Origin of the sequence: Streptomyces sp. NPDC048142 (genome assembly GCF_043202835.1) — a bacterium.
Taxonomy (GTDB): domain Bacteria; phylum Actinomycetota; class Actinomycetes; order Streptomycetales; family Streptomycetaceae; genus Streptomyces.
On sequence record NZ_JBIDBC010000011.1, the window covers coordinates 31,431 to 57,053 of the forward strand.

General features: G+C 73.7%; 13 protein-coding genes. 11 read left to right on the plus strand and 2 right to left on the minus strand.

Features of this window, described 5'->3' with window-relative positions; translation table 11 throughout:
- Positions 1–133 precede the first annotated feature (133 nt).
- A complete protein-coding gene (locus ACGF2Y_RS16505; RefSeq protein ID WP_392947372.1) occupies positions 134–1,135 on the minus strand; it encodes a LuxR C-terminal-related transcriptional regulator in 1,002 nt (333 codons plus the stop codon).
- Positions 1,136–1,355: 220 nt separating this feature from the next.
- Here ACGF2Y_RS16505 and ACGF2Y_RS16510 point away from each other — a divergent pair, with 220 nt between their 5' ends.
- The 7 genes from ACGF2Y_RS16510 (at position 1,356) to ACGF2Y_RS16540 (ending at position 17,698) form a co-directional block, all read left to right on the plus strand.
- Positions 1,356–2,639 carry an MFS transporter gene (locus ACGF2Y_RS16510; RefSeq protein ID WP_392947755.1) on the plus strand — a complete coding sequence of 428 codons (1,284 nt, stop codon included), beginning with the start codon at positions 1,356–1,358 and terminating at the stop codon, positions 2,637–2,639.
- Positions 2,584–5,982, plus strand: coding sequence for a type I polyketide synthase (locus tag ACGF2Y_RS16515; protein ID WP_392947375.1), 3,399 nt, complete (start codon positions 2,584–2,586; stop codon positions 5,980–5,982). Before ACGF2Y_RS16510 ends, ACGF2Y_RS16515 begins: the two co-directional genes overlap by 56 nt.
- A complete protein-coding gene (locus ACGF2Y_RS16520; RefSeq protein ID WP_392947377.1) occupies positions 5,979–11,945 on the plus strand; it encodes a MupA/Atu3671 family FMN-dependent luciferase-like monooxygenase in 5,967 nt (1,988 codons plus the stop codon). The genes ACGF2Y_RS16515 and ACGF2Y_RS16520 overlap by 4 nt, the downstream gene beginning before the upstream one ends.
- A complete protein-coding gene (locus tag ACGF2Y_RS16525; protein ID WP_392947380.1) occupies positions 11,942–13,243 on the plus strand; it encodes a M18 family aminopeptidase in 1,302 nt (433 codons plus the stop codon). Before ACGF2Y_RS16520 ends, ACGF2Y_RS16525 begins: the two co-directional genes overlap by 4 nt.
- Before the next feature lie 64 nt (positions 13,244–13,307).
- The gene (locus ACGF2Y_RS16530) at positions 13,308–14,045 is read left to right on the plus strand and encodes a thioesterase II family protein (protein WP_392947383.1); all 738 of its coding nucleotides are present in this window, start codon (positions 13,308–13,310) and stop codon (positions 14,043–14,045) included.
- 53 nt (positions 14,046–14,098) lie between these two features.
- Complete coding sequence (locus ACGF2Y_RS16535; RefSeq protein WP_392947386.1) at positions 14,099–14,947, plus strand: mycofactocin-coupled SDR family oxidoreductase; 849 nt, start codon at positions 14,099–14,101, stop codon at positions 14,945–14,947.
- 45 nt (positions 14,948–14,992) lie between these two features.
- The gene (locus tag ACGF2Y_RS16540) at positions 14,993–17,698 is read left to right on the plus strand and encodes an amino acid adenylation domain-containing protein (protein ID WP_392947389.1); all 2,706 of its coding nucleotides are present in this window, start codon (positions 14,993–14,995) and stop codon (positions 17,696–17,698) included.
- Between the two features lie 146 nt (positions 17,699–17,844).
- Here ACGF2Y_RS16540 and ACGF2Y_RS16545 read toward each other — a convergent pair whose 3' ends face one another.
- Positions 17,845–19,398, minus strand: coding sequence for a ricin-type beta-trefoil lectin domain protein (locus ACGF2Y_RS16545; protein ID WP_392947392.1), 1,554 nt, complete (start codon positions 19,396–19,398; stop codon positions 17,845–17,847).
- Positions 19,399–19,504: 106 nt separating this feature from the next.
- Between ACGF2Y_RS16545 and ACGF2Y_RS16550 the strand changes: the two genes are divergently transcribed.
- The 4 genes from ACGF2Y_RS16550 to ACGF2Y_RS16565 all read left to right on the plus strand — a co-directional run bounded on the left by ACGF2Y_RS16550 (position 19,505) and on the right by ACGF2Y_RS16565 (position 25,614).
- Positions 19,505–20,920, plus strand: coding sequence for a class II fumarate hydratase (locus ACGF2Y_RS16550; RefSeq protein ID WP_392947394.1), 1,416 nt, complete (start codon positions 19,505–19,507; stop codon positions 20,918–20,920).
- Between the two features lie 90 nt (positions 20,921–21,010).
- Complete coding sequence (locus tag ACGF2Y_RS16555; protein WP_392947758.1) at positions 21,011–21,697, plus strand: DUF402 domain-containing protein; 687 nt, start codon at positions 21,011–21,013, stop codon at positions 21,695–21,697.
- 384 nt (positions 21,698–22,081) lie between these two features.
- Positions 22,082–23,989 (plus strand): SpoIIE family protein phosphatase, encoded by a 1,908-nt coding sequence (locus ACGF2Y_RS16560; RefSeq protein ID WP_392947397.1) that lies wholly within the window; start codon positions 22,082–22,084, stop codon positions 23,987–23,989.
- Positions 23,990–24,150: 161 nt separating this feature from the next.
- Positions 24,151–25,614 (plus strand): catalase, encoded by a 1,464-nt coding sequence (locus ACGF2Y_RS16565; protein ID WP_392947400.1) that lies wholly within the window; start codon positions 24,151–24,153, stop codon positions 25,612–25,614.
- Positions 25,615–25,623: the final 9 nt, after the last annotated feature.

The following is a 25,623-nucleotide window of genomic DNA, read 5'->3' on the forward strand; positions in this document are numbered from 1 at the left end:
TCGTACGTCTCAGCGCTCCTCGCCCGCGTTCCCAGCCGTCCAGCCCGCGTTCCCAGCCGTCCAGGCCGCGTCCCGGCCGTTCCAGGCCGGTTCTCAGCTGTCCAAGCCGGTGCTCAGCCGTCCAGGCAGGTGCTCAGCCGTCCAGCAGGCCCGATGTCGCGACCAGATACCCCAGCTGCGCCCGGCTGTTGCTGCCCAGCTGCTCGGAGACCTTGCGCATGTGCTCGGCGACGCTGCGGCGGCTCATGCCGATGCGGCGGGCGATGGCGGCGTCCGTCTCGCCGTTGACGACGGCCTGGAGGATGGCGCGCTGGAGGTCGGAGGTGACGACGGGGGTGCGCAGCGGCGCGCGTTCGGGGCGGACCGGGACCGCGCGGGACCACGCCTCGTCGAAGTGCCGGACCAGGAAACGGACCAGGGACGGGTGCTGGACGCGCAGGGCGTTGTGCGGTTCGTCGGAGAACGGGATGAAGGCGAGGTCCCGGTCGAAGACGATGAACCGGTCCACGACCTCGGCCAGGGTCCTGATCTCGGCGCCCTCGGCGGTCACCTGCTCGATGTAGGCGAGCGTGGTGCGGTCCGAGCGGACGGTGTGCTGGTAGAGGGTGCGCTGCCGGATCCCGCGGCGCAGGTTGCCCAGATCGCGCGGGAGCGACTCCTCCAGGACGTGGGCCGGGCGTCCGCCGCCGGGGTGGGCGGTGCGGACCTCGGCGCGGCAGCCCCTGACCCCGGCGTCCAGCGCCTTGCTGATGACGGCCTCGCCGGAGAGCCGGGTGAGGGCGGGACGTTCCTGCCGGTGCATCTCGGCGTAGAGGCCCTCGAAGGCGGCGAGGGTGGAGCGGGCGGAGCGCAGGGTGCGGCGCTGCTCGACGATCGCCGCCTCGATCGGGGCGAGGGCGGCGAACGAGGCGGTCTCCGGCGGTACGGGGATGAGGTGGCCGGGCGATTTCCGGTCGGCCACCATCAGGTGCAGGGACCGCAGGCAGCGGGGCGCCGTGCCGGCCGGGAGGCTGCCCTCCGTCAGCGCACGGCGATAGGCCGCGAGCGCCGCCTCGCAGGGTTGTTCCGGTATCGACCGGTCCGAGGGTGATTCACGGCAATCACATACCGGTGAGGGGGATTGATCGTCCTTCACAAGGATGCAGATTACCTTTGTGCAATCGGGAGCACCCCGCCCGGCACCCGTGCTCGACGAGTATGTCCCGGTGACATCTGGAATCGACGACGCGGACGGGCCGAAGGCGGGCGAGGCGGACGGCGGTGCCCGGAAGGCTCGGGACACCGCGGTCTCCGAGCGCCGTTTCCGATTCCTCGTCGCCGGATACGCGGTGTCTTCCTACGGCACATTCCTGAATATGGTGGCGCTCAATCTCTTCGTCTACGAGACGACGGGCCGGGCGCTGGCCATGGGGCTGTTCATGGCGGTGCGGCTCGCCTCCGGATTCGTCGCCGGTCTGGTCGTGGGCGGTCTGCTCGCCCGTTTCAGCGCGAAAAGCATCATGCTGTGGGCGAATGTCGGCCAGGGCGCCGTGATGCTGGTGCTCGTCCTGGCGCCGGACGGTCTGCTGACCGGGGCGCTGATGGCCGTATCGGTGGTGATCGGGGCATGCGGGACGCTGTTCATGGTGGCGTTGCGCAGCTCGATCCCGGAGATGGTCGGGGAGGACCGCAGGTCCTGGGCGAACTCCCTCTCGATCACCGGCCGTTCGCTCGCCATGGTGGCGGGGTTCGCCTCGGCGGGTGTGGTGGTGTCCTTCGTCGGGTACACCGCCGCGTTCCTGCTCGACATGACGACGTTCGTGGTCTGCGCGGTGACGGTGGCCCTGCTGCCGATCGCGGGCGGCAAGGGGGCGGGCAGCCCGGCCCCCAAGGGCTCCGAGGGCGCGAAGGACGGCTCCGCGCGGCAGGACGCCTCCCCGGCCGCGAACGGAGGGAAGAGCGGGAGGCGGTGGAGGCCCGTGGCCTTCCTCGCGCTCGCCGCCGCACCCGGCCTGGGCCTGATGGTGGCCCTGCGCGGGGTCGACGCGTTCGGTTCCTCGTCCCACAACGCGGCGCTGCCGATCTATTCCACCTCGCTGGACGCATCGAATCCCGCGGTGTTCGTCAGTGCGTTCTGGTGTGTGTGGGCGCTCGGCAACATCGGGGCCCAGCAGGTGATCCAGCGGTACGCGCAGCGCACCGGACGCTCGGTGGGGGCGCTCGGATTCGGCTACGGCACGGTGGTGATGTCGGCGGCGTTCATCGCGGCGTTCGCCGGTTTCCCGCTGGCCGTGACGGCGGTGATCGCGCTGATCGCGGGGGCCGCGGACGGCCTCACCGAGGTCGCGTACACCTCGCATCTCCAGACACTTCCGGCCACCTTGCGCGGTCACGCCTTCGGTCTTTCGGCCACTTTCGAGAACCTCGGTTTCGGCGTCGGCATGATCCTTGTGGCGGCGGCCCTCGACCGGTTCTCCCCGCTGGCCGTGGTGGGCTGGTCCCACGGCGCCGCCATCGTCGTCGCCGTGGTGTTCCTGCTGAGGGTGGCAGGACGGGGGCGGGCGGGGCGTACGGGGCGTACGGGGCTGCGAAAGGAAGAAGCCGTTGAGGGACGACCGGATCGCGGTGATCGGGACGGCGCTGAGGTTTCCCGGGGCTGACACCCCCGAGGCGTACTGGCGCGACATCCGGACGGGCGTGAGCCGTGTACGCCGGTTCACCCGCGCCGAGTTCGCCGCGGCCGGGGTCCCGGCGGCGGCGTACGAGCAGCCGGGGTTCGGCGGGGCGAGCGCTCTCCTGGCGGACGTGGACGGCTTCGACGCCGGATTCTTCGGGATGAGCGGGCGGGAGGCGGAACTCACCGATCCGCAGCAGCGGCTGTTCCTGGAGTGCTGCTTCCACGCCCTGGAGGACGGGGGTTACGCGGGCGGCGAGGACCGTCACGCGGACGGCGGGGGCGGTTACGCGGGCGGCGACGGCGGCTCCGTACGGATCGGGGTGTACGGCAGTTCCGGCTATCGTCTGTACTCGCTGCACAGCTATCTGGCGGCGAACCTGGCGGCGGAGGCCGGCTCGGGCGACTGGATGACCGCCAAGCAGGTGCAGGTCGGCAACTACGGCGACTTCACCGCCACCCGGGCCGCGTTCCGGCTCGGCCTGACGGGTCCGGCGCTGACCGTCTCCACGGCCTGTTCCAGCGCTCTGGTCTCGGTGCACCTGGCCTGCCAGGCGCTGCGCGCCGGCGACGCGGACCTGATGCTGGTGGGCTCCGCCGCCCTGCATCTGCCGCAGGTCACCGGTCAGGTCCCGGTGAAGGGTTCCACGCTCTCCCCCACCGGCACGGTCCGGGCGTTCGACGCGGCCGCGGACGGCACGGTCGGGGGGAACGGGGCCGCCGCCGTCCTCCTCAAGCCGCTGCGACGGGCGCTGGCCGACGGCGACACCGTGCACGCGGTGATCCTGGGCTCAGCGGTCACCAACGACGGCTCGGGCAAAGGGGGGTTCGCCGCCCCCGGGGTCGCCGGGCAGCGGGACGCGGTGCTCGGGGCGCTGCGTGCGGCGGAGGTGGACGCGGCGTCGATCGGCTATGTGGAGGCGCACGGCACGGGCACGCTGAAGGGCGACCCGATCGAGTTCGCCGCCCTGACCGAGGCGTTCCGCGCGCACACCGCCCGGACCGGGTTCTGCGCGCTCGGCTCGACGAAGCCGGCCATCGGCCACCTGGACAGCGCGGCGGGGCTCGCGGGGCTGATCAAGGCCGTCGAGGTGCTGCGCCACGGGGTGGTCCCGCCTCTGGTGAACCACTCGCGGCCCAACCCGGCACTGGCGCTGGACGACAGCCCGTTCCTGCTGCCGGTACGGGAGCGGGCCTGGCCGCTGGCGGGAGTGCGGCGAGCCGGTGTGCACGCCATCGGCATGGGCGGTACGAACGCTCATGTGATCCTCGAACAGGCGCCGGAGACCGTGCTCCCCGCACCCGCGAAGACCTCCGCGCCCACGTTGCTGCCGCTCTCGGCCGCGGACGGGGACGCGCTGCGGGCGTACGCCGTCTCCCTGCGGGACCACCTGGCGGGCGAGCGGGACCATCCGGCGGGCGGGGCCTGCTCCGTCCCCTCCCGCGCCGATCTGCTGACCACCACCGCGCTCGGGCGGCGGCTCCTGCCGCACCGGCTGGTCGTCACGGCCGCGGACCCGGTGGCCGGACTCGACGCGTTCCTGTCCGGGGCGCCGGCGGGCGAGGCGTACACGACCGGGGTCGTCGGTGCCGCGAGGCGGCCGGTGTTCCTGTTCAGCGGCCAGGGCGGCGGGCATCCGGGCATGGGCGCGGAACTCGCCGCGCGCTTCCCGGTGGTGGCCGAGGTGCTGGAGACCTGCGCCGGGGTGTACGCGCAGGAGACGGGCCGGGACGACTTCCTGGACCGGATCGTCGCCGGGCAGGGCCCCGCGCGCTGGGACACCGACTTCGCGCAGCCCGCCCTGTTCGCCCTCCAGGTCGCCCAGGCCCGGCTGTGGGAGCGGCTCGGGATCACCCCGGCCCGCGTCGCCGGGCACAGCGTCGGCGCGTACGCGGCGCTGTGCGTGGCCGGAGCGCTGGACACCGAGGACGCGATGCGGCTGGTGTGCGGGCGCGGGCGGCTGATGCAGGAGCGGGCGGACCCGGGCGCGATGGTCTCCGCGTTCGTGCCCCGGCCCCGGGTGCGGGAGCTGCTGGCCGCCGTACCCGGGCTGGAGCTCGCCGTGGTCAACGGTGCGGCCCACCATGTGCTGGGCGGGCCTCCGGAGGCGGTGGAGGCGGCACGGGTCCTGCTGGCGGCGCGGGGGGAGGCGTACGAGGTGCTGGCGGTGGACCGGGCGTTCCACACGGCGCTGCTCGAACCGGCGCTGGAGGAGTTCCGGGTGCTGGCCGACAAGGCCGAACCGCAGCCGCTGCACACGGAGTTCGTCGACGGCATCGACGGTACGGTCCGGCCCGCGGGGTGGCGGCCGGACGCCGCGTACCTGGTCGCGCAGGCCCGCCGCACGGCCGACTTCGCCGCCGTCCTGGACCGGCTGGCCGGGGCCCCTCAGAACGGTTCGCCGCAGGCCGGTTCGGCTCAGGACGGTTCGCCGCCGAACGGATCCCCGCAGGCCGGATCCCCGCTGCTGCTGGAGCTGGGGCCGTCGGCCGTGCTGACGGGGATGGTCCGCCGGTCGCTGCCGGACGCGGTCTGCGTACCCACGCGGCAGTGGGAGCGTGCGGTGGCCGCGCTGCACTGCGCCGGGGCCGGGGTGGACTGGGCCGCGCTGCTCGACGGCTGCGGCGGCCGGCGCGTCCGGCTGCCCACGTACCCCTTCCAGCGCCGCTCCCACTGGAAGGGTCCGGCCGCGTACACACCCCCGGTGCCGGCCACCCCGCTCACACCGCTCACGGAGTTGCCCGCCCCGCACGGCAGGGCCGCTCACCCATCCCCACGCTCCACGGAGGACCGCATGACCGAACAGGCCGTACTGGACAGGGTGCTGGAGCTGACCGCGCGCCATCTCGGGTACCGGCCCGACGAGGTCGCGGCCGACCGCACCTTCGTCGGCCTCGGCGCGGACTCGCTCCAGCTCATCGGGATGGTGCGGCAGTTGGAGGCCGAGTTCGGCGCGGCGATCAGCATGCGGGAGATCCTGGAGGACGCGGGCACGCCCCGGCTGACGGCCGCGCTGATAGCCGGGCGGAGGGCTCCCGCGATATCCGTGGAGCCGGCGCCCGCCCACGCACCCGAGCCCCCGCCCGCGCCCGAGTCCGTCGTCGACGAGCCCGCGACCGCCGCCCCCACGCCCGCCTCCGCCGACGACGAGGCCGCGTACGCCACCCGGGCCGAGGTCGCCGCCCTGTCCGAGGCCGCCACCCGGGCCGAGGTCGCCGCCCTGTCCGAACAGATACGGCAACTGGCCGAGATCCAGGCCGCGATGCTCACCCAGCTCTCCGATGCCGTCGCGCTGCTGACCGCCCGTACCGGGGCGCAGACCCGATGAGCGCGACCACGCGTGCGTCCGCCGACGCCGTGGCCCGAGCGGCGGAGCTGTCCCGCAGGCTCACCGACCAGCTCGCGGCGGCCCGCGGTCACAGCCCGGCGGAAGGCTCGGGCCCCGCCGCCGGGACGACCGCGCACGGCCCCCGTCTCGTCGTCGACGCGGCGGGCGGGATGGCCGGGCCGGGGGCCGACGAGGCCCAGCGGGCCCACACCGCCTCCCTGGTCCGGCGCTTCACCGAGCGGACCCGTACCTCCAAGGAGCTGGCCCAGCAGCACCGTTCGGTGCTCGCCGACAGCCGGGCCGTCGTGGGGTTCCGGAACGCCACCAAGGAGATGCTCTACCCGGTCGCGGCCCGCTCCGCGCACGGCTCCCGCCTCACCGACGTGGACGGCAACGCGTACACCGACATCACCATGGGCTTCGGCGCCCTGCTCCTCGGCCATGAGGCGGAGCCCGTCACCGAGGCCGTGCGCCGCCATCTCTCCGACGGGCTGCGCTTCGGCCCCCGGTCCCCCGACACCGGGGAGGCCGCCGCCCTGCTCGCCTCGCTGACCGGCATGGAGCGGGTCGCCTTCGCCTCGTCCGGTACGGAGGCGAACTCCGCGGCCATCCGGCTGGCGCGCGCCGCGACCGGGCGCGACAAGGTGGTCATGTTCCGGGGCTCGTACCACGGGCACATCGACTCCGTCCTCGGCCGCCCCGGCGGTCCCGGTCAGCATGCCGTGCCCGTGGCGCGGGGCATCCCGGCCAGCGCGGTGGCGGAGCTGATCGTGCTGGAGTACGGGAGCGATGAGGCGCTGGAGACGATCGGCGCCCTCGGGGACACGATCGCCGCCGTGCTCGTCGAGCCCGTGCAGTGCCGCAACCCGGGCCTGCGGCCAGTGGAGTTCGTACGCTCGCTGCGCGAACTCACCGCGCGCCGCGGCATCGTGCTGCTCTTCGACGAGATGCTGACCGGACTCCGCCCCCACCCGCGCGGCGCGCAGGAGCACTTCGGGGTGGCGCCGGACCTCGCCACGTACGGCAAGGCGCTCGGGGCCGGCTTCCCGATCGGCGCGGTGGCGGGGCGGGCGGATCTGCTCGACGGGGTGGACGGCGGGTTCTGGCGGTACGGGGAGCCCGGCGGGCCCTCGCGCGAGACCACGTTCATCGGCGGCACGTACATGCAGCACCCGCTGTCGATGGCGGCGGCCCGCGCGGTGCTCACCCACCTCACCGAGCGGGGCCCCGGGCTCCAGAGCGGACTGAACGCCCGCACCCAGGCACTCGCCGACCGGCTCAACACCTTCTTCCGCGACGAGGAATTCCCCCTGGAGCTGGCCCACTTCGGGTCGATGTTCCGGTTCAGGCACCGCGCCGACCTGGAGTTGCTCTACCACCACCTCCAACTGCGCGGTGTGTACGTATGGGAGTGGCGCAGCTTCTACCTCTCCACCGCCCACACGGAGGAGGACGTGAACCGGGTCGCGGAGGCGGTGGAGGGCTCGTTGCGCGAGCTGCGCGACGGCGGGTTCTTCCCCCGCTCCGCCCGCCCGTCCGCTGTGCGACGGGCCGAAGTCCCGCGCCCCGCACCCGACTTTGGCCTCTACTTCTTCGGTGACTACCCGGAGACCACCGAGCCCGGCACCGGAACCAACACGGGGACTGACGCGGGGACCGGGACCGGCACCGGCACGGGAACCGGCACTCCGCAGGCGTACGACACCGTCTTCGAGGCCGCGCGCTTCGCCGACGAGCACGGCTTCTCCTCCGTCTGGCTGCCCGAGCGGCACTTCGACTCCTTCGGCGGGATCTTCCCGAACCCCTCCGTACTCGCCTCCGCCATGGCCCGGGAGACCCGGCGCGTCCGGATCAACGCGGGCTCGGTCGTCCTGCCGCTGCACGATCCGGTGCGGGTCGCCGAGGAGTGGTCGGTGGTCGACAACCTCTCCGGCGGCCGGGTCGGCATCGGCTGCGCCACCGGCTGGCACGCCCGGGACTTCGCCCTGCACCCGGACCGGTTCGCGGACCGGCGGCGGATCGCCTTCGACCACCTGGACGAGGTGCGCCGGCTGTGGCGCGGGGAGGCGGTGCGGCGGCGCACGGGCGAGGGCGCGGAGGCGGAGATCCGGATCCGGCCGCGCCCGGTGCAGGAGGAGCCGCCGTTCTTCCTGGCCACCTCCGGACAGCGCGCGTCGTACGAGGAGGCGGCCCGGCGCGGGCTGGGTGTCGTCACCAACCTGATGGGCCAGACGGTGGAGGAGCTGGCCGCGAACGTCGCGTACTACCGGCGTACGCGTGCGGCGTGCGGGCTCGACCCGGCGGCCGGGCGGGTGACGGTGCTGGTGCACACGTATCTCGGCGACGACCACGCCACCGCGCGGGCCGAGGCGCGGGAGCCGATGGTGCGGTATCTGCGGTCCTCGCTGCTGATGCGCTCGGCGGCCACCGCGGCGGGGCAGCGGCGCGAGGACGTGGCGGCGGCGAGCGACGAGGACCTGGACTATCTGTTCCGCCGGGCCTACGACCGCTACTGCGACCAGCGGGCCCTGATCGGTACGCCGGAAAGCGTCGCCCCGTTCGTCGACGCGCTGCACGGCGCGGGCGTGGACGAGATCGCCGCGCTGGTGGACTTCGGGATGGACCGGGAGCGGCTGCGGTCGGGGCTGGAGCGCCTGGACCTGCTGCGCCGCCGGACGCAGGAGCGGGAGGCCCGGGGCCAGGACACCGGGGAGCGGGACGCCTCGCATCAGGACGCCCGGGGGCAGGACACCCGGGATCGGGACGCCCCGCATCAGGACGTCGTCGCGCCCGCCACCCCGGCGCAGCGGCGGCTATGGCTGGCCGCGCAGTTGATCGGGAACCCGGCGGCGTACAACGAGACGCAGGCCGTACGGCTGCGCGGGCCGCTGGACGTGACGGCGCTGCGGGCGGCGGTCGACGGGCTGGTCGAGCGGCACGCGGGGCTCCGGACGGTGTTCCGGACCCGGACGGGCGGCGATCACGGGACCGAGGTGGTGCAGTCCGTCCGGGAAGGGCTCCGGATCCCGTTGACGGTCACCGACGCCGGAGGGCAGGACACCGAACAGGCGATCGGGGCGCTGCTCTCCGAGGAGAGCGGCCGGGCCTACGACCTGGCCGGGGGACCGCTGTTCACGCCCCGGCTGCTCCGGCTGGCCGAGGACGATCACGTCCTGGTCCTCGGTATGCACCACATCATCACGGACGCGCACTCGGCCGCCCTGCTCGCCGGGGACCTCCGGGAGCTGTACACGGCGGCCCGCGCCGGACGCCCGCCGGTCTTCGAGCGTCCCGCCGGGACGACCGTCGGGGCTCCCGAGCCCGCGTGCGACGCGGGTGACCTGGACTGGTGGCGCGAGCGGCTGGGCGACCGGCCGCCGGTGCTGGCCCTGCCGACGGACCGGCCGCGTGGCCGCCGGGTGGCGGGGCGCGGCGGGGCGGTGGCCCGGACCGTGGGCCGGAGGCGGGCGGAGGGGCTGCGGGAGTGGAGCGGGCAGCAGGGCGTGACCCTGTTCGCCACCCTGTGCACGGCCTGGCAGCTGGTGCTGCGGCGGCGGTCGGGGCAGGACGCGTTCCTGCTGGGCACGACGTTCGGGCGGCGGCGGCCGGAGGCGGCGGACACGGTCGGCTTCCATGTGGCGCTGCTGCCGTTGCCGCTGTCCGCCACGGACGCGACGTCGCCGGCGGAGGCCGTACGGGCGACCGGCCGGGCGCTGTTCGCGGCGGACGAGCACCGTGGGGTGGACCTGGACGCGCTGCTGGCCGCCGTCCACCCGGACCCGGGGAATCCGCGCCCGCTGGTGACGGTTTCGGTCGATCTGGACCGCGCGGCGCTGGCCGGAATCGACCTGCCAGGACTGCGCGCGCAGGAGGTGGCGGCCGGGACGGAGTCGGCGCCGCTGGAGCTGGCGCTGATGGCCACCCACGGTCAGGACGGGAGCCTGCGGCTGCGGCTGCGCTACGACGCGGACCTGTTCGACGCGGCGACGGCCGCGGGGTATCTCGCGGAGCTGGACGAGCAGGTCGACGCGATGACGGCCGAGGACCATCCCGCGCAACTGGACGAGCAGGCCGACACGAAGACGGATCCGGGCGCGGAGAGCACGGCCGCGCCGGACACCGTGACGGCCGCCCAGGACGCGGCGATGCCCGCTCCCGACGGAGGCGCCGCCGGGGGACCCGCCGGAGGACCCGCGGTGTCCACCGCCGGGGGACCCGCAGTGGACACCGCCGCACGACTCCGCGAGGTCTGGGAGTCCGTCCTCGGCCTGCGCGGCTTCCCCGCCGACCGCAACTTCTTCGACCTGGGCGGCAATTCGATCGCCGCGATCCGCCTCGTGAACCGGGTCCGGGACACGCTCGGCGTCGACTACCCGCTGGCGGACTTCTTCGCCGACGCCACCCTGCGGGCCATGACCGAGCAGCTGGCGGGCGGCCCGGCGGCGGAAGCACCCGTGGACCCGGCGACGGATGTCGCGGCCTTCGTCGTCGTCGACCGCGCCCCCGTCAGCGACCAGCAGGCCCGGATGATCGCCGGGCATCACGTCGTGCCCGACCCCGCCGTGTGGAACGTGCCGACGCGGATCACGTTCACCGGGGCGCTGGATCCGTCGGCCCTGCGCTCCGCCGTGTCCGAGGTGATCGCCCGGCACGACGCGCTGCGGACCCGGTTCGTTCAGGAGGGCGCGCCGGACGGGCCGTGGTGGCAGGAGGTGCTGGCGGCGGAGCCGGTGGCGTTGCCGGTGGAGGATCTGACCGGGCTGCCGGCCGGTGAGCGGCGCCCCCGGGCGGACGCCCTGTGCCGGGCGGACGCGGCGACCCCCTTCGAGCTGGGGCGGTCCCTGCGGCCCCGGGTGCGGCTGCTGCGGGTCGAGGAGGACCGCTGGGAGCTGATGTTCGTCGTGCACCACGTCTGCGCCGACGGCTGGTCGCTTTCGGTCCTGCTCGCGGAGATCGCGGCGCTGTACACGGCGGCCGCCGCGGGCGTCCCGCACGGCCTGCCCGATCCGGCGATGCAGGCGCCCGGGTACGCCCGGTGGCAGCGGGAGCACCACGATCCCGACGCCGAGGCGGAGCGGGCCGCGTTCTGCGCCCACTACCTCGACGGGGTGCCGTCCGCCGTCCCCGTACCGACGGACCGGCCGCGTCCGCAGAAGCTGAGCGGGCACGGGGACACGGTGCGCGGGGTCGCCACGGGCGCGGTGCGGGCGGCGGCGGAGAAGCTGGCGGCCGACCGGCACACCACCCCGTTCGCGGTGGTGGCGGCGGCTCTCGGGGTGTTCCTGACCCGGCTTTCGGGGGAGCCGGACACCTTGTTGAGCGTGCCGTACGCCAACCGTGAGGGCACCGCTTCGGAGTCGCTCGTGGCGATGACGTCCACCGCGGTGATGGTCCGCGTACGACTGGATCCAGCCAATCTTGACGAGACCTGCGCGGAGCTCGCGGTCCGTACGGGCGCGGGTGCGCTCGGCGCCATGGCGCATGTGCTGCCCACCGCGCGCATCATGCGGGCGATGCGGGACGCGGGCGCTGTCAGCGTCCCCGACCGGGTGCCGCACGTGCTGGCGTTCCAGAACTCCGTCGACACGGACATCGAGATCCCCGGGCTCCGGGTCGAGGTGGCCGATCTGGCACCGCCTCTTTCCCGCAGCGAGTTGTGCTTCGGGCTTGCGCCGCGCCGGGACCCCGCGAAGGGTTATCGAACGTTCCTGGAATTCTCCACCGACCTGTGGGACCACACGACCGCCCACGACCTTCTCTCGTCGTACACCGACCTGCTCGCGGAGTTCTGCGCCCGGCCCGACCGGCCGGTGCGGGAACTCCTCGGGGGACGCCCCTCGCAGGGACTTTCGGGCCAAGGCTCCGGAGGCCCTGCCGGGGACGCCAGCGCCGGGCCCGACCAGCCCGGCGGACCGTCACCCTCCCAGTCACTGCCGAACACCGGAAAGGCGGACGCCGTATGACTCCGGCCCCCCACCGCAGCCACACCGACGACCTGCTCTCCTTCATCGCCGCCAGCCCCTCCCCCTACCACGTGGTGGCCAGTGCGGCCCAGCGTCTGGAGAAGGCCGGGTTCCGCGAACTGCGCGGCACGGACGACTGGACGGGGGCGACCGGCGGCTGCTTCGTCAGCCGGGCCGGTGCGCTGATCGCCTGGTACGTCCCCGAGGGCGCGCCCGCCCACACCCCGTTCCGGATCGTCGGCACCCACACCGACTCCCCGAACCTGCGGATCAAACCCGCGCCGGACAGCGGGACTTCGGGCTGGCGGCAGATCGGGGTCGAGATCTACGGCGGGGTCCCGCTGAACACCTGGCTCGACCGGGACCTGGGCATCTCCGGCCGGCTCGCGCTGCGCGGCTCCGGCGGCGACCCGCGCAGCCGGCTCTTCCAGATCGACGAACCCCTTTTGCGGGTCCCCCAGTTGGCCATTCACCTGGACCGTTCGGTGAACGAGGGCGTGGCGCTGGACCGGCAGCGGCACATCGCGCCGATCTGGGCGCTCGGCGACCCGCGGGAGGGCGAGCTGCTGCGCCGGGTCGCGGCGGCCGCCGGGGAGGACCCGGCGGACGTGCTGGGCTGGGACCTGATGCTGCACGACATCCAGCCGCCCGGATACCTGGGCGTGGACCGGGAGTTCGTGGTGGCGCCCCGGCTGGACAACCAGGTCTCGGTGCATGCCGGGGTGACCGCGCTGGTGGACGCGGCGACGGGGGCCACGCAGCCCTTCTTCGTACCGGTGCTGGCCGCTTTCGACCACGAGGAGGTCGGCAGCGGTTCCGAGACGGGTGCGCAGAGCCCGTTGCTGGAGCGGGTCCTGTCGCGGTCGGTGTCGGCACGGGGCGGCAGCGACGAGGACTGGTCGCGGGCGCTGGCGGGCGCGTTCTGCGTCTCCGCCGACATGGCGCACGCGGTGCACCCCAACTACGCGGAGCGGCACGACCCCGACCACCGCCCGCTCCCCAACGGCGGCCCGACGGTCAAGGTGAACGTCAACCAGCGGTACGCCACCGACTCCACCGGCATCGCGGTGTTCACGGCGGCCGCCGAGCGGGCCGGGGCCCCCTGGCAGCCGTTCGTCTCCAACAACGCGATGCCCTGCGGTACGTCGATCGGCCCGCTCACGGCGGCCCGCCTCGGCGTCACCACGGTGGACGTCGGGGTGCCGGGCCTGTCGATGCACTCGGCGCGCGAGCTGTGCGGGGTACGCGACCCGGGCTATCTCGCCGCCATCCTCACCACGATCATGGTCGGGGACTGACCGACCCGCCCGGTCTCACCGACGGGCAGGGCATCCGGAAGAAAAGAAGAGAACAGGAACGACCGTGGCCGACGAAGACACCGTCCTCATCTGCCTGCCCTTCGCCGGGGCGGGCCCCTCCTTCTTCACGCCCTGGCAGAAGGCGGCGCCGGAGGGTCTGCGGATCCTCCCGGTGTCCCTGCCGGGCCGCGAGAAGCGGTTCCCCGAGCCCGCCCACACCTCGGCGGCCCCGGCCGTCGACGACGCGTACGCGCAGGTGACGGCGGCTCTCGGCGGAGGGAGCGGGGGCGGCGGCGGCCCGGTCATGCTGTTCGGGCACAGCATGGGAGCGGTGCTCGCGTACGAACTGGCGCACCGGATCGAGCGGTCGGGCGGGGCGGTCCGGCTGGACGCGCTCGTCGTCAGCGGTGCGCCCGGCCCCTGGACGCCGCGCACGGACCGGGCGGACGGGCTGCCGGACGAGGAGTTCGCCGCCCGGGTCCGGGCGTTCGCCGGGTACGACCACCCCGCCCTGGCGAACCCGGAGATGCGGGAGCTGCTGCTGCCGACGCTCCGGGCGGACGTCCGGCTCCACGAGACGTACGTCCCGTCCACGGACCGGCCCCTGGGCGTGCCCGTCATATCCGTCCGGGGGCGGGAGGACACCCTGGTCGGGGCGGCGGAGGCGGCCGAGTGGGGCCGGGCGACGACGGGCAGGCTGACGGTGGCGGAGCCGGCCGGCGGGCATATGTACCTCACCGAGCGGCCGGAGGCACTGCTGGAGCTGGTGGCCGCCGAGGTGCGCGCGGCGAGGGGCCGGTGACGGGCGGCGGGGCGGGTCCGGCGGCCGTCGGCGGGGCCCGGCTCGCGGGTGGCGTGGACCGACTCGCGGGTGGCGTGGGCCGGCTCACGGGGCGGACGGCGCTGATCACCGGGGCGGCGCGCGGTCTCGGCCGGGCCTGTGCGCTGGCCTTCGCCCGTGAGGGTGCGGACCTGGTGCTGCTGGACGTGGCGGGCGAGCTGCCCGGGGTGCCGTATCCGCTCGGTTCGGCCTCGCAGCTCGCGCACACCGGGCTCCTCTGCCGCGAGGCGGGGTCCGCCGTGCTGACCCGGCAGGCCGACGTCCGGGACCTGGCGGCGCTGGAGTCGGTGGCGGAGGCGGCCGAGGAGCGCTTCGGGCGGATCGACGTGCTGGTCAACAACGCGGGGATCGCGGCTCCTTCGGGCCGCCCGGCGCACGAGATCACCGAGGCCGAGTGGCAGTTGATGATCGATGTGGACCTGGGCGGCGCCTGGCGGGCGATCCGTGCGGTGGGCGGCCGGATGGTCGCTCAGGGGTCCGGCTCGATCGTCAACATCGCCTCGACGGCGGGACTTGTGGGCTACCGGCACTTCGCGGGGTACGTCGCGGCCAAGCACGGGCTGATCGGCCTGACCAGGGCGGTGGCCCTGGACTACGCGCCCCGCAAGGTCCGGGTCAACGCGGTGTGTCCGGGCTCGGTGCGGGACGACGAGGCGATGGAGGGCCGGATGCTGGCGGAGATCGCCCGCACGCTGGAGGTGCCGGTCGCCGGGCACGAGACGGCCTTCGTCCGGGACCAGCCGATGAACGCGCTGGTGGAGCCGGGCGATGTGGCGGACGCGGTGCTCTGGCTGGCCTCGGACGAGTCCCGGCAGGTGACCGGCAGTGTGGTCACCGTGGACGGCGGGTTCACCGCCCGCTGACAGCCGTAGCAGCCGTTTCCCTTCCGTGAACGAGGAGTTGTGCACGTGCCGCCTGCCCATCACACCCTGACGGTCCGGCTGCCGACGGCCACCACCGACACCGCGCTCGCCGCCGCCCTCACGACGGCGGCGGAGCTGTGGTGGCCCGGGGAGCGCCGCCCCCGGCTGTGGACGGAGACCGTGACCGCCCCGGCCGGATCCGACGCCGCCGTCCGGCGGCGCGAGGCCGAAGCCCGCCGCCCGGTCGCCCCCGGCCACCGGCTGCGCGCGGTGCTGCTGCGGTACGCGGACGCGACGGGAGGGAACCCCGGCCCCGGCCCCGGCCTTGACCCCGGCTCCGGACCTGACCCTGGACCCGGCCACGAGCCCGACCCAGACCCCGGACCCGGCCCCGACCTGGTCCTGACCGCCGACGGATCCGCCCTGGACGCCCGCTCGTTGCGGATCGTCGCCCGGGTGCTGCTGGGCGAGTTGCCCCCGGACACGGTGACGCCGCTCGCCGGACCGCTTCCCCCGAAGGCGCGCCCGAGCCCTCCCCCGGATCTTCCCCCGAGCCCTCCCCCGGGCCTTCGCCTGGACAAGGAGACCCGGTGCCTCGCCTCGGCGCTCGCGCTCACCGTCGGGCGGTACGAGGGCGCGGCCTCGGTGCGCGTCGCCGTCCCCGTAGCGGCCCGGAACCGGCCTCCGTACGCGCTGGGGGCGCTCGACGGGTACGCGGTGTTCGCGGCGGACCTGTCGCCCGGCCGTACCGTCGCGGACCTGCTCGCCACCGAGCCGGCCGTCCCGGCCGGGAGCGACGCCCCGCCCGCGCTGGGGCTGGTGGCGGGCGACGGGGACGGGCCGGCCACGCTGCCGACCGGCCCGGACGCCATCCCCGTACCGGCCCATCAAGTGGAACGGATACGGAAGCAGTTGCTCGACCGCCCGCCCGGCACCCCGCTTTCGGCCCTGGACCCGCTGAGCCCGGCGGAATCGGCGGAGCAACTGGCCTTCGGGCCACCGCGCAAGGCCCCGGCCCTCCTCCGCATCGACGAGGCCTTCGCCGCCTGGGCCGCCGCCCGTCCCGACGCCCCCGCGCTCACCGCCGGGTCCACCACCCTCTCGTACGCCGAACTCCACGACCGCGCGGAGGTGCTGGCCGACGGGCTCCACGCCCACGGCATCCGCCCCGGTGACCTCGTCGGCCTCTGTCTGCCCCGCTCGGCCGACCTGGTGGCGGCGATGCTCGCCGCCCTCAAGGCGGACGCGGTCTACGTACCGCTGGATCCGGAGCATCCGGCGGACCGGCGGGAGCGCACCGCGCGGGACGCGGGGGTCCGGCTGACCGTCACGGACCCGGCCGTCCTCACCGGCCACCCGCCCCGCCCCGCCGTGGAGCGGCAGCCGGCCGATGCCCCCGCGTACGTCATCCACACCTCGGGCTCGACCGGCCGCCCCAAGGGGGTCCTCGTGCCGCACGCCAATGTCACGGCCCTGGTCGACGCCGTCCGCGACGACTTCGGCCTCTCCCCCGACGACACCTGGACGTGCTTCCACTCGGCGGCGTTCGACTTCTCGGTGTGGGAGATCTGGGGCGCGCTGCTGACGGGCGGGCGGCTGGTGGTCGTGGACCACTGGACGACGCGCTCGCCGGAGGACTTCCACGCCCTGCTGGTACGGGAGCGGGTGAGCGTGCTGAGCCAGACCCCGTCGGCGTTCACCCAGCTCGCGGCGGCCGACCGGGCCGCGCACGGCGCACCTGCCCTCCGGCTGGTGGTGCTGGGCGGCGAACCGCTGGACGCCCGTCCGCTGCTGGACTGGTTCGACCGGCACCCGGAGGACCGCTGCCGGCTGGTCAACCTGTACGGGATCACCGAGACCACCGTCCATGTCACGGCGGCCACGGTGACCCGTCGTGAGGCGCTCGCCGGATCCCGGTCGGTGGGGCGGCCGCTGCCCGGCTGGTCGGTCCGGGTCCTGGACGCGCACGGGCGGCCGGCGCCGCCGGGTGCGCCCGGGGAGATCCATGTGGGCGGGGCCGGCGTGGCGCTCGGCTATCTGAACCGGCCCGCCCTGACCGCCGAACGCTTCGTCCCGGACCCGTACGGTGCGGGACGGCTCTACCGCAGCGGCGATCTGGGGCGGCTGCTGCCCGACGGGACCCTGGAGCACCTGGGCCGGATCGACGACCAGGTGAAGGTGCGGGGCTTCCGGATCGAGCCGGGCGAGATCCGGCACGTGCTCCTTGAGGACCCGGCGGTGTCGGCGGCGGCGGTCACCGTGACCGGCGGCGGGGGCGGGGACGCGGCGGCCGTGCGGATCGACGCGTACGTGGTCCCGGCCCCGGGGGCGGGCGAGGACCCCGGCCCCGTACGGGAGCGGGCCGCCCGGCTGCTTCCCCCGCACATGGTGCCCGCGACGGTGACCGTCCTGCCGGCCCTCCCCCTCACCGCGAACGGCAAGCTGGACCCGGCCCGGCTGCCCGCGCCCGGAACCCGCCGGCCCCCTGGGCCGGCCGCGCACGAAGCCGCACACGGAGCCGCGCCCGAGACCGCCCCCGCCGCCGTCCTCGCCGCCATCTGGCGGGAAGTGCTCGGCGTCGAGGCGGTCGGCCCGGACGACGACTTCTGGGACCTGGGCGGCAATTCGCTGTACGCGATCCGGATCGGCACACTCGCCCGGGAGCGCGGGCTGCCCGGCGTGCCGCTGCGTCAGCTGTATCTGACGCCGACGCTGGGAGCCCTGTCCGAGGCACTGGCCCGGGAGACATGACGTGGGGGCGACCGCACCACAGCGGCCGCCCCCACGCACGCCTTACACGTACGCCCTCGCGCACGCCTTACACGTACGCCTGTCACGTACGCCCTCGCGCACGCCTTCACGTACGGCTTACGCACACGCCTTCGCGCACGCCGTGACTACACGAAGCGCTGCTCCGCGCTGCCGTCGCACGTCTGGAGCCTGAGCGGGTCCTTGGCTCCCGCCAGCGTCAGGCACAGGCCGGTCGCGGCGGCCGGGCGGATCGTGCCCGCCTGCCGGACGAACTTCTGGTTGGCCGCGCCCGAGCAGTCCCACACGATGAGAATGGCTCCGGCGTCGTACTCCGCGCCCGGCACGTCCAGGCAGCGGTCGTGGCTGAGCGCGGTGCGGGCGGTTCCCGTACCGGCGTCGTACCACCAGCTCTGGTTGCGCCCGCCGTGGCAGTCCCAGCCGCCGATCCCGGTGCCGTTACGGGTGACCGAGGCGGGCACGTCCACACAGGTGCCGGTCGCCTCGTTCTTCAGCGGGGTGAACAGGTCGTCCCAGGCCGTGCCCGTCAGGACCGGGTTCCCCGTGCTCGCCGGGTCGGCGCAGCTCGCCTCGCGCAGCCCGGACGCGTACAGCTGGGTGAGGCAGGAGGCGAAGGCCCGGTGGCCGGCCGCGTTGGGGTGGAAGGACTGCCGGACGGAGTTCTCGTCGGGCAGGCCGGGCTTGCTCAGGTCGATGTAGAGGCCGCGGGCCCAGGCGCTCTCGGTGCAGACCTCGTGGCCGTGGAAGAGCCGCGAGCTGTCGAGGTAGGTGGCCCCGGTGGCGGCGGCCGCCTTGCGCACGCCGGTCTGGAAGGCGGGCACCGCGGTGTTGCGGCCCCAGACGGTGTCGGAGTCGTAGCCGAGTCCGCCGCAGATCAGCTTGCCGGGGAACTTCGGGTTGTCGCGGAAGTCCGGGCCGATCGGGCTCGGGTAGCTCATCACGACGAGCCGGTAGTCGCCGTTCGCGTATCCGGCGTCCGTCATCACGGTGCGCAGATCGCGGACGGTCTGCTCGACCTTGGGGACCAGCGCGTCGACGCGGGCCTGCCAGCCGTCCGCGTACTTCGGCTCGCAGGGGCCCTGGAGGCTGATGTAGCGCACCACGCAGTCGGTCATGACGGGGCCGAACTGGAGGTCGTCGTTGGCCCCGGCGACCAGGACGATCATCTTGATCCGGGTGTTGCGGGCCTTGATCGCGAGGCTGTCGCTCTGCACGAGCTCGTCGGCGTACTGCTTGTTTCCGCCGATCTTGATGTTGCCGGTGGAGGCGCCGGAGCACGCGACGTTGTACGTGACGTCCGCCGCGATGCCCGTGCGGTGGATGGCGGCGTCCGGAGAGCGGTGGCACCAGTTGTCCGGCCCGTTGGTGCCGGGGTCGTAGGTGCCGACGCCCTCGCCGGAGATCTCGCTGTCGCCGAGCGAGATCAGCCCGGTCTTGCGGTCGCCGAGCGGCCGCTCGGCGGGGCTCCCGTACAGCTGGGTGGCCTCGGCGGCCCGGACGGCCTCCAGTGCGGGCGGAAGAGGGGTGGATGCGATAGAGCTGGTACCCGACTCCGTCGCGCCCGCGGGTCCGGCGGCGGCCATGCCGCCGACGGCTGCCGCGAGAGCGACGGTGGCAGCGACCGTACAGCGGAGCCGGCGAAGGCTTCGGAGCCCTCGAAGTCTGGTGCTGGTGCGCCTCATTGCGCCTCCCGGTATGTGGTTACCCCCGGTATTTACTGGCCGGTAGGCGACTTGGGAATACATAGAACAAGAGAAGTGCTCATCTTTCTCAGGAGGTTTAAACACCATGGACGACACGTCGGACGACACGTCAGGCACCAACGGGTTCCGGACCGAGCACGACTCGATGGGTGAGGTGAGGGTCCCCGCGGGCGCCAAGTGGCGCGCCCAGACCCAGCGGGCGGTGGAGAACTTCCCCATCTCGGGGCAGCGGCTTGAGCGGGCGCACATCGAGGCACTGGCCCGGATCAAGGGGGCGGCCGCCAAGGTCAACGCCGAACTGGAGGTGCTGGATCCGGACATCGCCGCCGCGATCCAGGAGGCCGCGGCCGAGGTCGCGGCGGGCCGCTGGGACGAGCACTTCCCGGTCGACGTGTTCCAGACGGGCTCGGGCACCTCGTCGAACATGAACGCCAACGAGGTGATCGCCACCCTCGCCACCGAGCGCCTCGGCCGCGAGGTCCACCCCAACGACCACGTGAACGCCTCCCAGTCGTCCAACGACGTCTTCCCGTCCTCCATCCACATCGCGGCCACCGCCGCCGTCACCGCCGACCTGATCCCCGCCCTTGACCACCTGGCGGAATCCCTGGGTCGGAAATCAGCCGAATTCGCGGAGGTCGTGAAGTCCGGCCGTACGCATCTGATGGACGCCACTCCGGTCACCCTCGGACAGGAGTTCGGCGGCTACGCGGCCCAGATCCGCTACGGCGTGGAGCGGCTGCGCGCATCGCTGCCCCGGCTCGCCGAACTGCCGCTCGGCGGTACGGCGGTGGGCACCGGCATCAACACCCCGCCCGGCTTCTCCGCGGCCGTGATCGCGGAGGTCGCGGACGCCACCGGGCTGCCGCTCACCGAGGCCCGCGACCACTTCGAGGCGCAGGGCGCACGGGACGGTCTGGTGGAGACCTCGGGCCAGCTGCGGACCATCGCCGTCTCGCTGACGAAGATCTGCAACGATCTGCGGTGGATGGCGTCGGGCCCGCGCACCGGTCTCGCCGAGATCGCGCTGCCCGACCTCCAGCCCGGCTCGTCGATCATGCCGGGCAAGGTCAACCCGGTGATCCCCGAAGCGGTCCTGATGGTCGCGGCACAGGTCACCGGCAACGACGCGACGGTCGCCACGGCCGGCGCGGCGGGCAACTTCGAGCTGAACGTGATGCTCCCGGTCATCGCGAAGAACCTGCTGGAGTCCGTGCGGCTGCTCGCGGGCGCCTCCCGGCTGCTCGCTGACCGTACGGTCGACGGCATCACCGCCGATGTGGAGCGGGCCCGCGCCTACGCCGAGTCCTCGCCGTCCGTGGTGACCCCGCTCAACAAGTACATCGGCTACGAGGAGGCGGCGAAGGTCGCCAAGAAGTCCCTCAAGGACGGGACGACGATCCGTGAGACGGTCCTGGCCTCGGGCTATGTGGAGCGCGGTGACCTGACGACGGAGCAGCTCGACGAGGCGCTGGACGTACTGCGGATGACGCGGCCGTGAGCACCGGGCGGGGACCCGGTGACACCCTCTGGGTGACCTGAGTCGCAGCGGGCCGGTGGGAGCGCTCCGTAAGATCTCTCCATGACAGGCATGACGGGTACGGGAGAGTACGCGCGCTGGGCGCCGGGAGACCGGATCCTCTGGCGCTACCGCGACAACGGCCGGGCCCACCGGACGGCCGGTGTCCCGCCCGTGCACATCTGCCGTCCGGTGACCGTCGTCCAGGACACCGACGAGCTGCTCGCCGTCTGGATGGCGCCCGGCACCGAATGCGTGCGGCCGGTGCTGGCCGACGGCACCCAGGTGCACGCCGAGCCGCTGGCCACCCGCTACACCGCGCCGCGCACCACGGCCCGCTCGACCTGGTTCGGCTCCGGCGTGCTGAAGCTGGCCCGGCCCGGGGACCCGTGGTCGGTGTGGCTGTTCTGGGACCGCGGCTGGATGTTCCGCAACTGGTACGTGAATCTGGAGGAGCCCCGGACCCGGTGGTCCGGAGGGGTGGATTCCGAGGATCACTTTCTCGACATCTCCGTGAACCCCGACCGGAGCTGGAAGTGGCTCGACGAGGACGAGTTCGCCCAGGCGCAGTACGTCGGTCTGATGGACCGGGGGACCGCGCGGCGGGTCCGGGAGGCGGGCCTCGCGGCGGTCGAGGTGATCACGGGGTGGGGGTCGCCGTTCCGGGACGGCTGGGAGCACTGGCGGCCCGATCCGCGGTGGCAGGTGCCGCCGCTGCCGGATGACTGGGACCGCACCCCTGCCCGTATGCCGTCGTGAGACCCTGGGGAGACCCTTCGGGCGGTCCGGTCGGCAGGTCCGGCCGCGTGGAGGGCGGATCGCCGCAACCAGCGGGCAGCACACCGGAACTGACCACAAGTCATCACACCGGTCGTGCGGAGTGACGGGCCACGGACCCGGACGTTCCGCTCGGTCGCGGGAGCCACTACGAGGGGGTGGAGACGTGCACGCTGTCCGCTGCCCTCCCGCCGCGTCCGCCGCCGGGGGGATCGACTGTCGGCCATCTCCGCGGCGCTCGGTTTCGGCCCCTTCATCGGGGGCATCCGGTGACAGCCGTTGTTCTTCCCGCGCTTGCCGGGGCACAGTAGCGCCCCACGAGGCGACTGCCTCATCCAACCGGCCCGGACGGACGGAATCCCACGCGTGACGGAGCATCCCACCTCCCACGAAGGCCGGCAGCCACTGGCGGCCCGGCAGGAGCGCACCCGGCCCCGGCAGCAGGACGCCGCGGCCGCCACCGCCGCTGCCGCCGTACCGGCTCCGGCCGCCGCGCCGAACCCGGGTCCAGGAGCGGCCGCAGTCGCCGACGCGCAGGCGGCCACCCGACGCGAGGGCGACCGGCTGCGCTTCGTCGGCGCGGCGACCCGGCGGATCGCCCGGGGCATAGACCTGGACGAGATCGTCCTCGGCCTGTGCCGGGCCAGCGTGCCGACGTTCTCCGACGCGATCCTGGTCTATCTGCGCGACCCGCTGCCGGTGGGCGACGAGCGTCCGGTGAGCCCGTTCGTGCTGCGGCTGCGGCGCAGCGACCGGCTGCGCGTCAGCGACGAGGAGGGCGGCGAGGCGGCGGCCGGTTCCGAGACGGAGCGGCTGCGTCCGCTGGTCCTGGACCCGCAGGCCGACCTGATGCCCGCCGCCGAGCTGTGCGAGGTGCGGGCGGGCGGCGCGCTGGCCGAGGTGCTGCGCGGGGTCCGGCCGGTCTTCGGCGACTCCGCGGCGGCGCGGGCGGCCCTGCCGGAGCTGCTCGGCCCCGGCCGGTCCGTCCCCACCGGACACCGGGCGATCCTCGCCCCGCTGCGCGGCCGGCGCCGGGTCATCGGGGCGGCGGTCTTCGTGCGCGGCACCGAGCGCGTCCCGTTCGAGGCCAGTGACCTGCTGGTCGCGGCGCAGCTGGCGACGCACACCGCGCTCGGCATCGACAAGGCCGTGCTGTACGGGCGCGAGGCCTACATCGCCGACGAGCTGCAGCGCACGATGCTGCCCGACTCACTCCCCCAGCCCACCGGCGTCCGGCTCGCCTCGCGCTACCTCCCGGCGGCCGAGACGGCCCGGGTCGGCGGCGACTGGTACGACGCGATCCCGCTGCCCGGCAGCCGGGTCGCGCTGGCCGTCGGCGATGTGATGGGCCACTCCATGACCTCCGCGGCGATCATGGGCCAGCTCCGGACGACGGCGCAGACCCTGGCGCAGCTCGACCTGCCGCCGCAGGAGGTGCTGCACCACCTGGACGAGCAGGCGCAGCGTCTGGGCAGCGACCGCATGGCGACCTGCCTGTACGCGGTGTACGACCCGGTCGCGCACCGGATCACCATCGCCAACGCCGGGCACCCGCCGCCCGTGCTGCTGCATCTGGGCGGGCGGGCCGAGGTGCTGGTGGTGCCGCCGGGCGCCCCGATCGGGGTGGGCGGCGTCGACTTCGAGGCCGTCGAGCTGGACGCCCCGGCCGGAGCCACGCTGCTCCTCTACACCGACGGTCTGGTGGAGTCGCGGCTGCGGGACGTGTGGACGGGCATCGAGCAGCTGCGGGAGCGCCTCGCGGCGACCGCGCAGCTCACCGGCCCGGACCACGCACCGCCGCTGGAGGCCCTGTGCGACGACGTGCTGGACATGCTCGGCCCGGGTGACCGGGACGACGACATCGCGCTGCTCGCCGCCCGCTTCGACGGGATCGCGCCGAGCGATGTGGCGTACTGGTACCTGGAACCGGAGGACGCGGCTCCGGGCCGGGCCCGCCGGCTGGCCCGGCGGGCACTGAGCCGCTGGGGTCTGGACGACCTGGCCGACGAGGTGGAGCTGCTGGTCAGCGAGGTCGTCACCAATGCCGTGCGCTATGCGGAGCGGCCGGTGACGCTGCGGCTGCTGCGGACCGACATCCTGCGCTGCGAGGTCGGCGACGACTCCCCGCAGCTGCCCCGGCAGCGCCGGGCGCGGGACACGGACGAGGGCGGGCGCGGGCTGTTCCTGGTCAACCGGCTGGCCCGGCGGTGGGGGGCGACGCGTCTTTCGACGGGCAAGGTCGTCTGGTTCGAAATGGCGACCCCGGGGCAATAGGAGCGCCGGCCCCGGGGAGCAGGGGCGGCAGAGGTGGCAGAGGGAGAGCCCCACGGTGACGGACCGTGGCGAAATGTTGCCGACCCCGATACGTCGGAGTTGACTGCATTCGTAGCGAAGCGACCTGAACGCACTCCTCATGACCCGACGGGAGGACGCTCGTGACCGAGAAAACCCCGCAGCTTCCGTACACCACGAACAACGCCGGGATCCCGGTGGAGAGCGACGAACACTCGCTCACCGTCGGACCGGACGGCCCGATCCTGCTCCAGGACCACTACCTGATCGAGAAGATGGCCCAGTTCAACCGGGAACGGGTCCCCGAACGGGTGGTGCACGCCAAGGGATCGGGAGCGTACGGGACCTTCGTCGTGACCAACGACGTCAGCCAGTTCACCAAGGCGGACCTGTTCCAGCCGGGCAACCGGACCGACATGCTGGCCCGCTTCTCGACGGTGGCCGGCGAGCAGGGCTCGCCCGACACCTGGCGCGACCCGCGCGGCTTCGCACTGAAGTTCTATACCGAGCAGGGCAACTACGACATGGTCGGCAACAACACGCCGGTCTTCTTCGTACGGGACCCGATGAAGTTCCAGGACTTCATCCGCTCGCAGAAGCGACGCCCGGAGAGCGGGCTGCGCGATCACGACATGCAGTGGGACTTCTGGACCCTCTCCCCCGAGTCCGCGCACATGGTGACGTGGCTGATGGGTGACCGGGGCATCCCGAAGACGTACCGCCACATGAACGGCTACAGCTCGCACACCTATATGTGGGTGAACGCGGGCGGCGAGCGGTTCTGGGTGAAGTACCGCTTCAAGACGGACCAGGGCATCGACTTCTACACGCAGTCCGACGCCGACTCCATGGCCGGGACCGACGGCGACGTCCACCGCCGCGACCTGTTCGAGTCGATCGAGCGCGGTGATCACCCGAGCTGGACGCTGTACGTCCAGGTCATGCCGTTCGAGGACGCGCCGGACTACCGGTTCAACCCGTTCGACCTCACGAAGGTGTGGCCGCACGGCGACTACCCGGAGATCGAGGTCGGCCGGATGACGCTGAACCAGAATCCGGAGGACTTCTTCGTCCACATCGAGCAGGCGTCGTTCGAGCCGTCGAACCTGGTGCCCGGTATCGGTCCCTCGCCGGACAAGATGCTGCTCGGCCGGCTGTTCTCGTACCCGGACACGCACCGCTACCGGATCGGCCCGAACTACGCGCAGCTCCCGCCGAACCGGCCGCGGCACGGTGTGAACTCGTACGCCAAGGACGGTCCGATGCGCTACGAGCCGTCGCGGACGGGCGCGGTCTACGCCCCGAACTCCTACGGCGGGCCGGCGGCCGACACCTCACGGTTCGGCGATCCGGCGGGCTGGGCCACGGCGGGCGAGATGGTCCACGAGGCGTACAAGCCGCACCGCGAGGACGACGACTGGGGTCAGGCGGGCACCATGGTGCGCCAGGTCCTGGACGACGCGGCGCGCGAGCGGCTCGTCGGCAACATCTCCGGCCATCTGCTGGACGGCGTGAGCCCTCCGGTGCTGGAGCGGGCGTTGCAGTACTGGCGCAATGTCGACAAGGACCTCGGCGACCGGGTCGCGAAGAAGGTCAACGGCGGCTGACCCCGCCGG

Coding starts and splice junctions, on each gene's coding strand:
- ACGF2Y_RS16510 (WP_392947755.1), top strand. CDS start 1,356: ATGGTGGCGCTCAATCTCTTCGTCTACGAGACGACGGGCCGGGCGCTG.
- ACGF2Y_RS16520 (WP_392947377.1), top strand. CDS start 5,979: ATGAGCGCGACCACGCGTGCGTCCGCCGACGCCGTGGCCCGAGCGGCG.
- ACGF2Y_RS16525 (WP_392947380.1), top strand. CDS start 11,942: ATGACTCCGGCCCCCCACCGCAGCCACACCGACGACCTGCTCTCCTTC.
- ACGF2Y_RS16545 (WP_392947392.1), bottom strand. CDS start 19,398: ATGAGGCGCACCAGCACCAGACTTCGAGGGCTCCGAAGCCTTCGCCGG.
- ACGF2Y_RS16550 (WP_392947394.1), top strand. CDS start 19,505: ATGGACGACACGTCGGACGACACGTCAGGCACCAACGGGTTCCGGACC.
- ACGF2Y_RS16555 (WP_392947758.1), top strand. CDS start 21,011: ATGACGGGTACGGGAGAGTACGCGCGCTGGGCGCCGGGAGACCGGATC.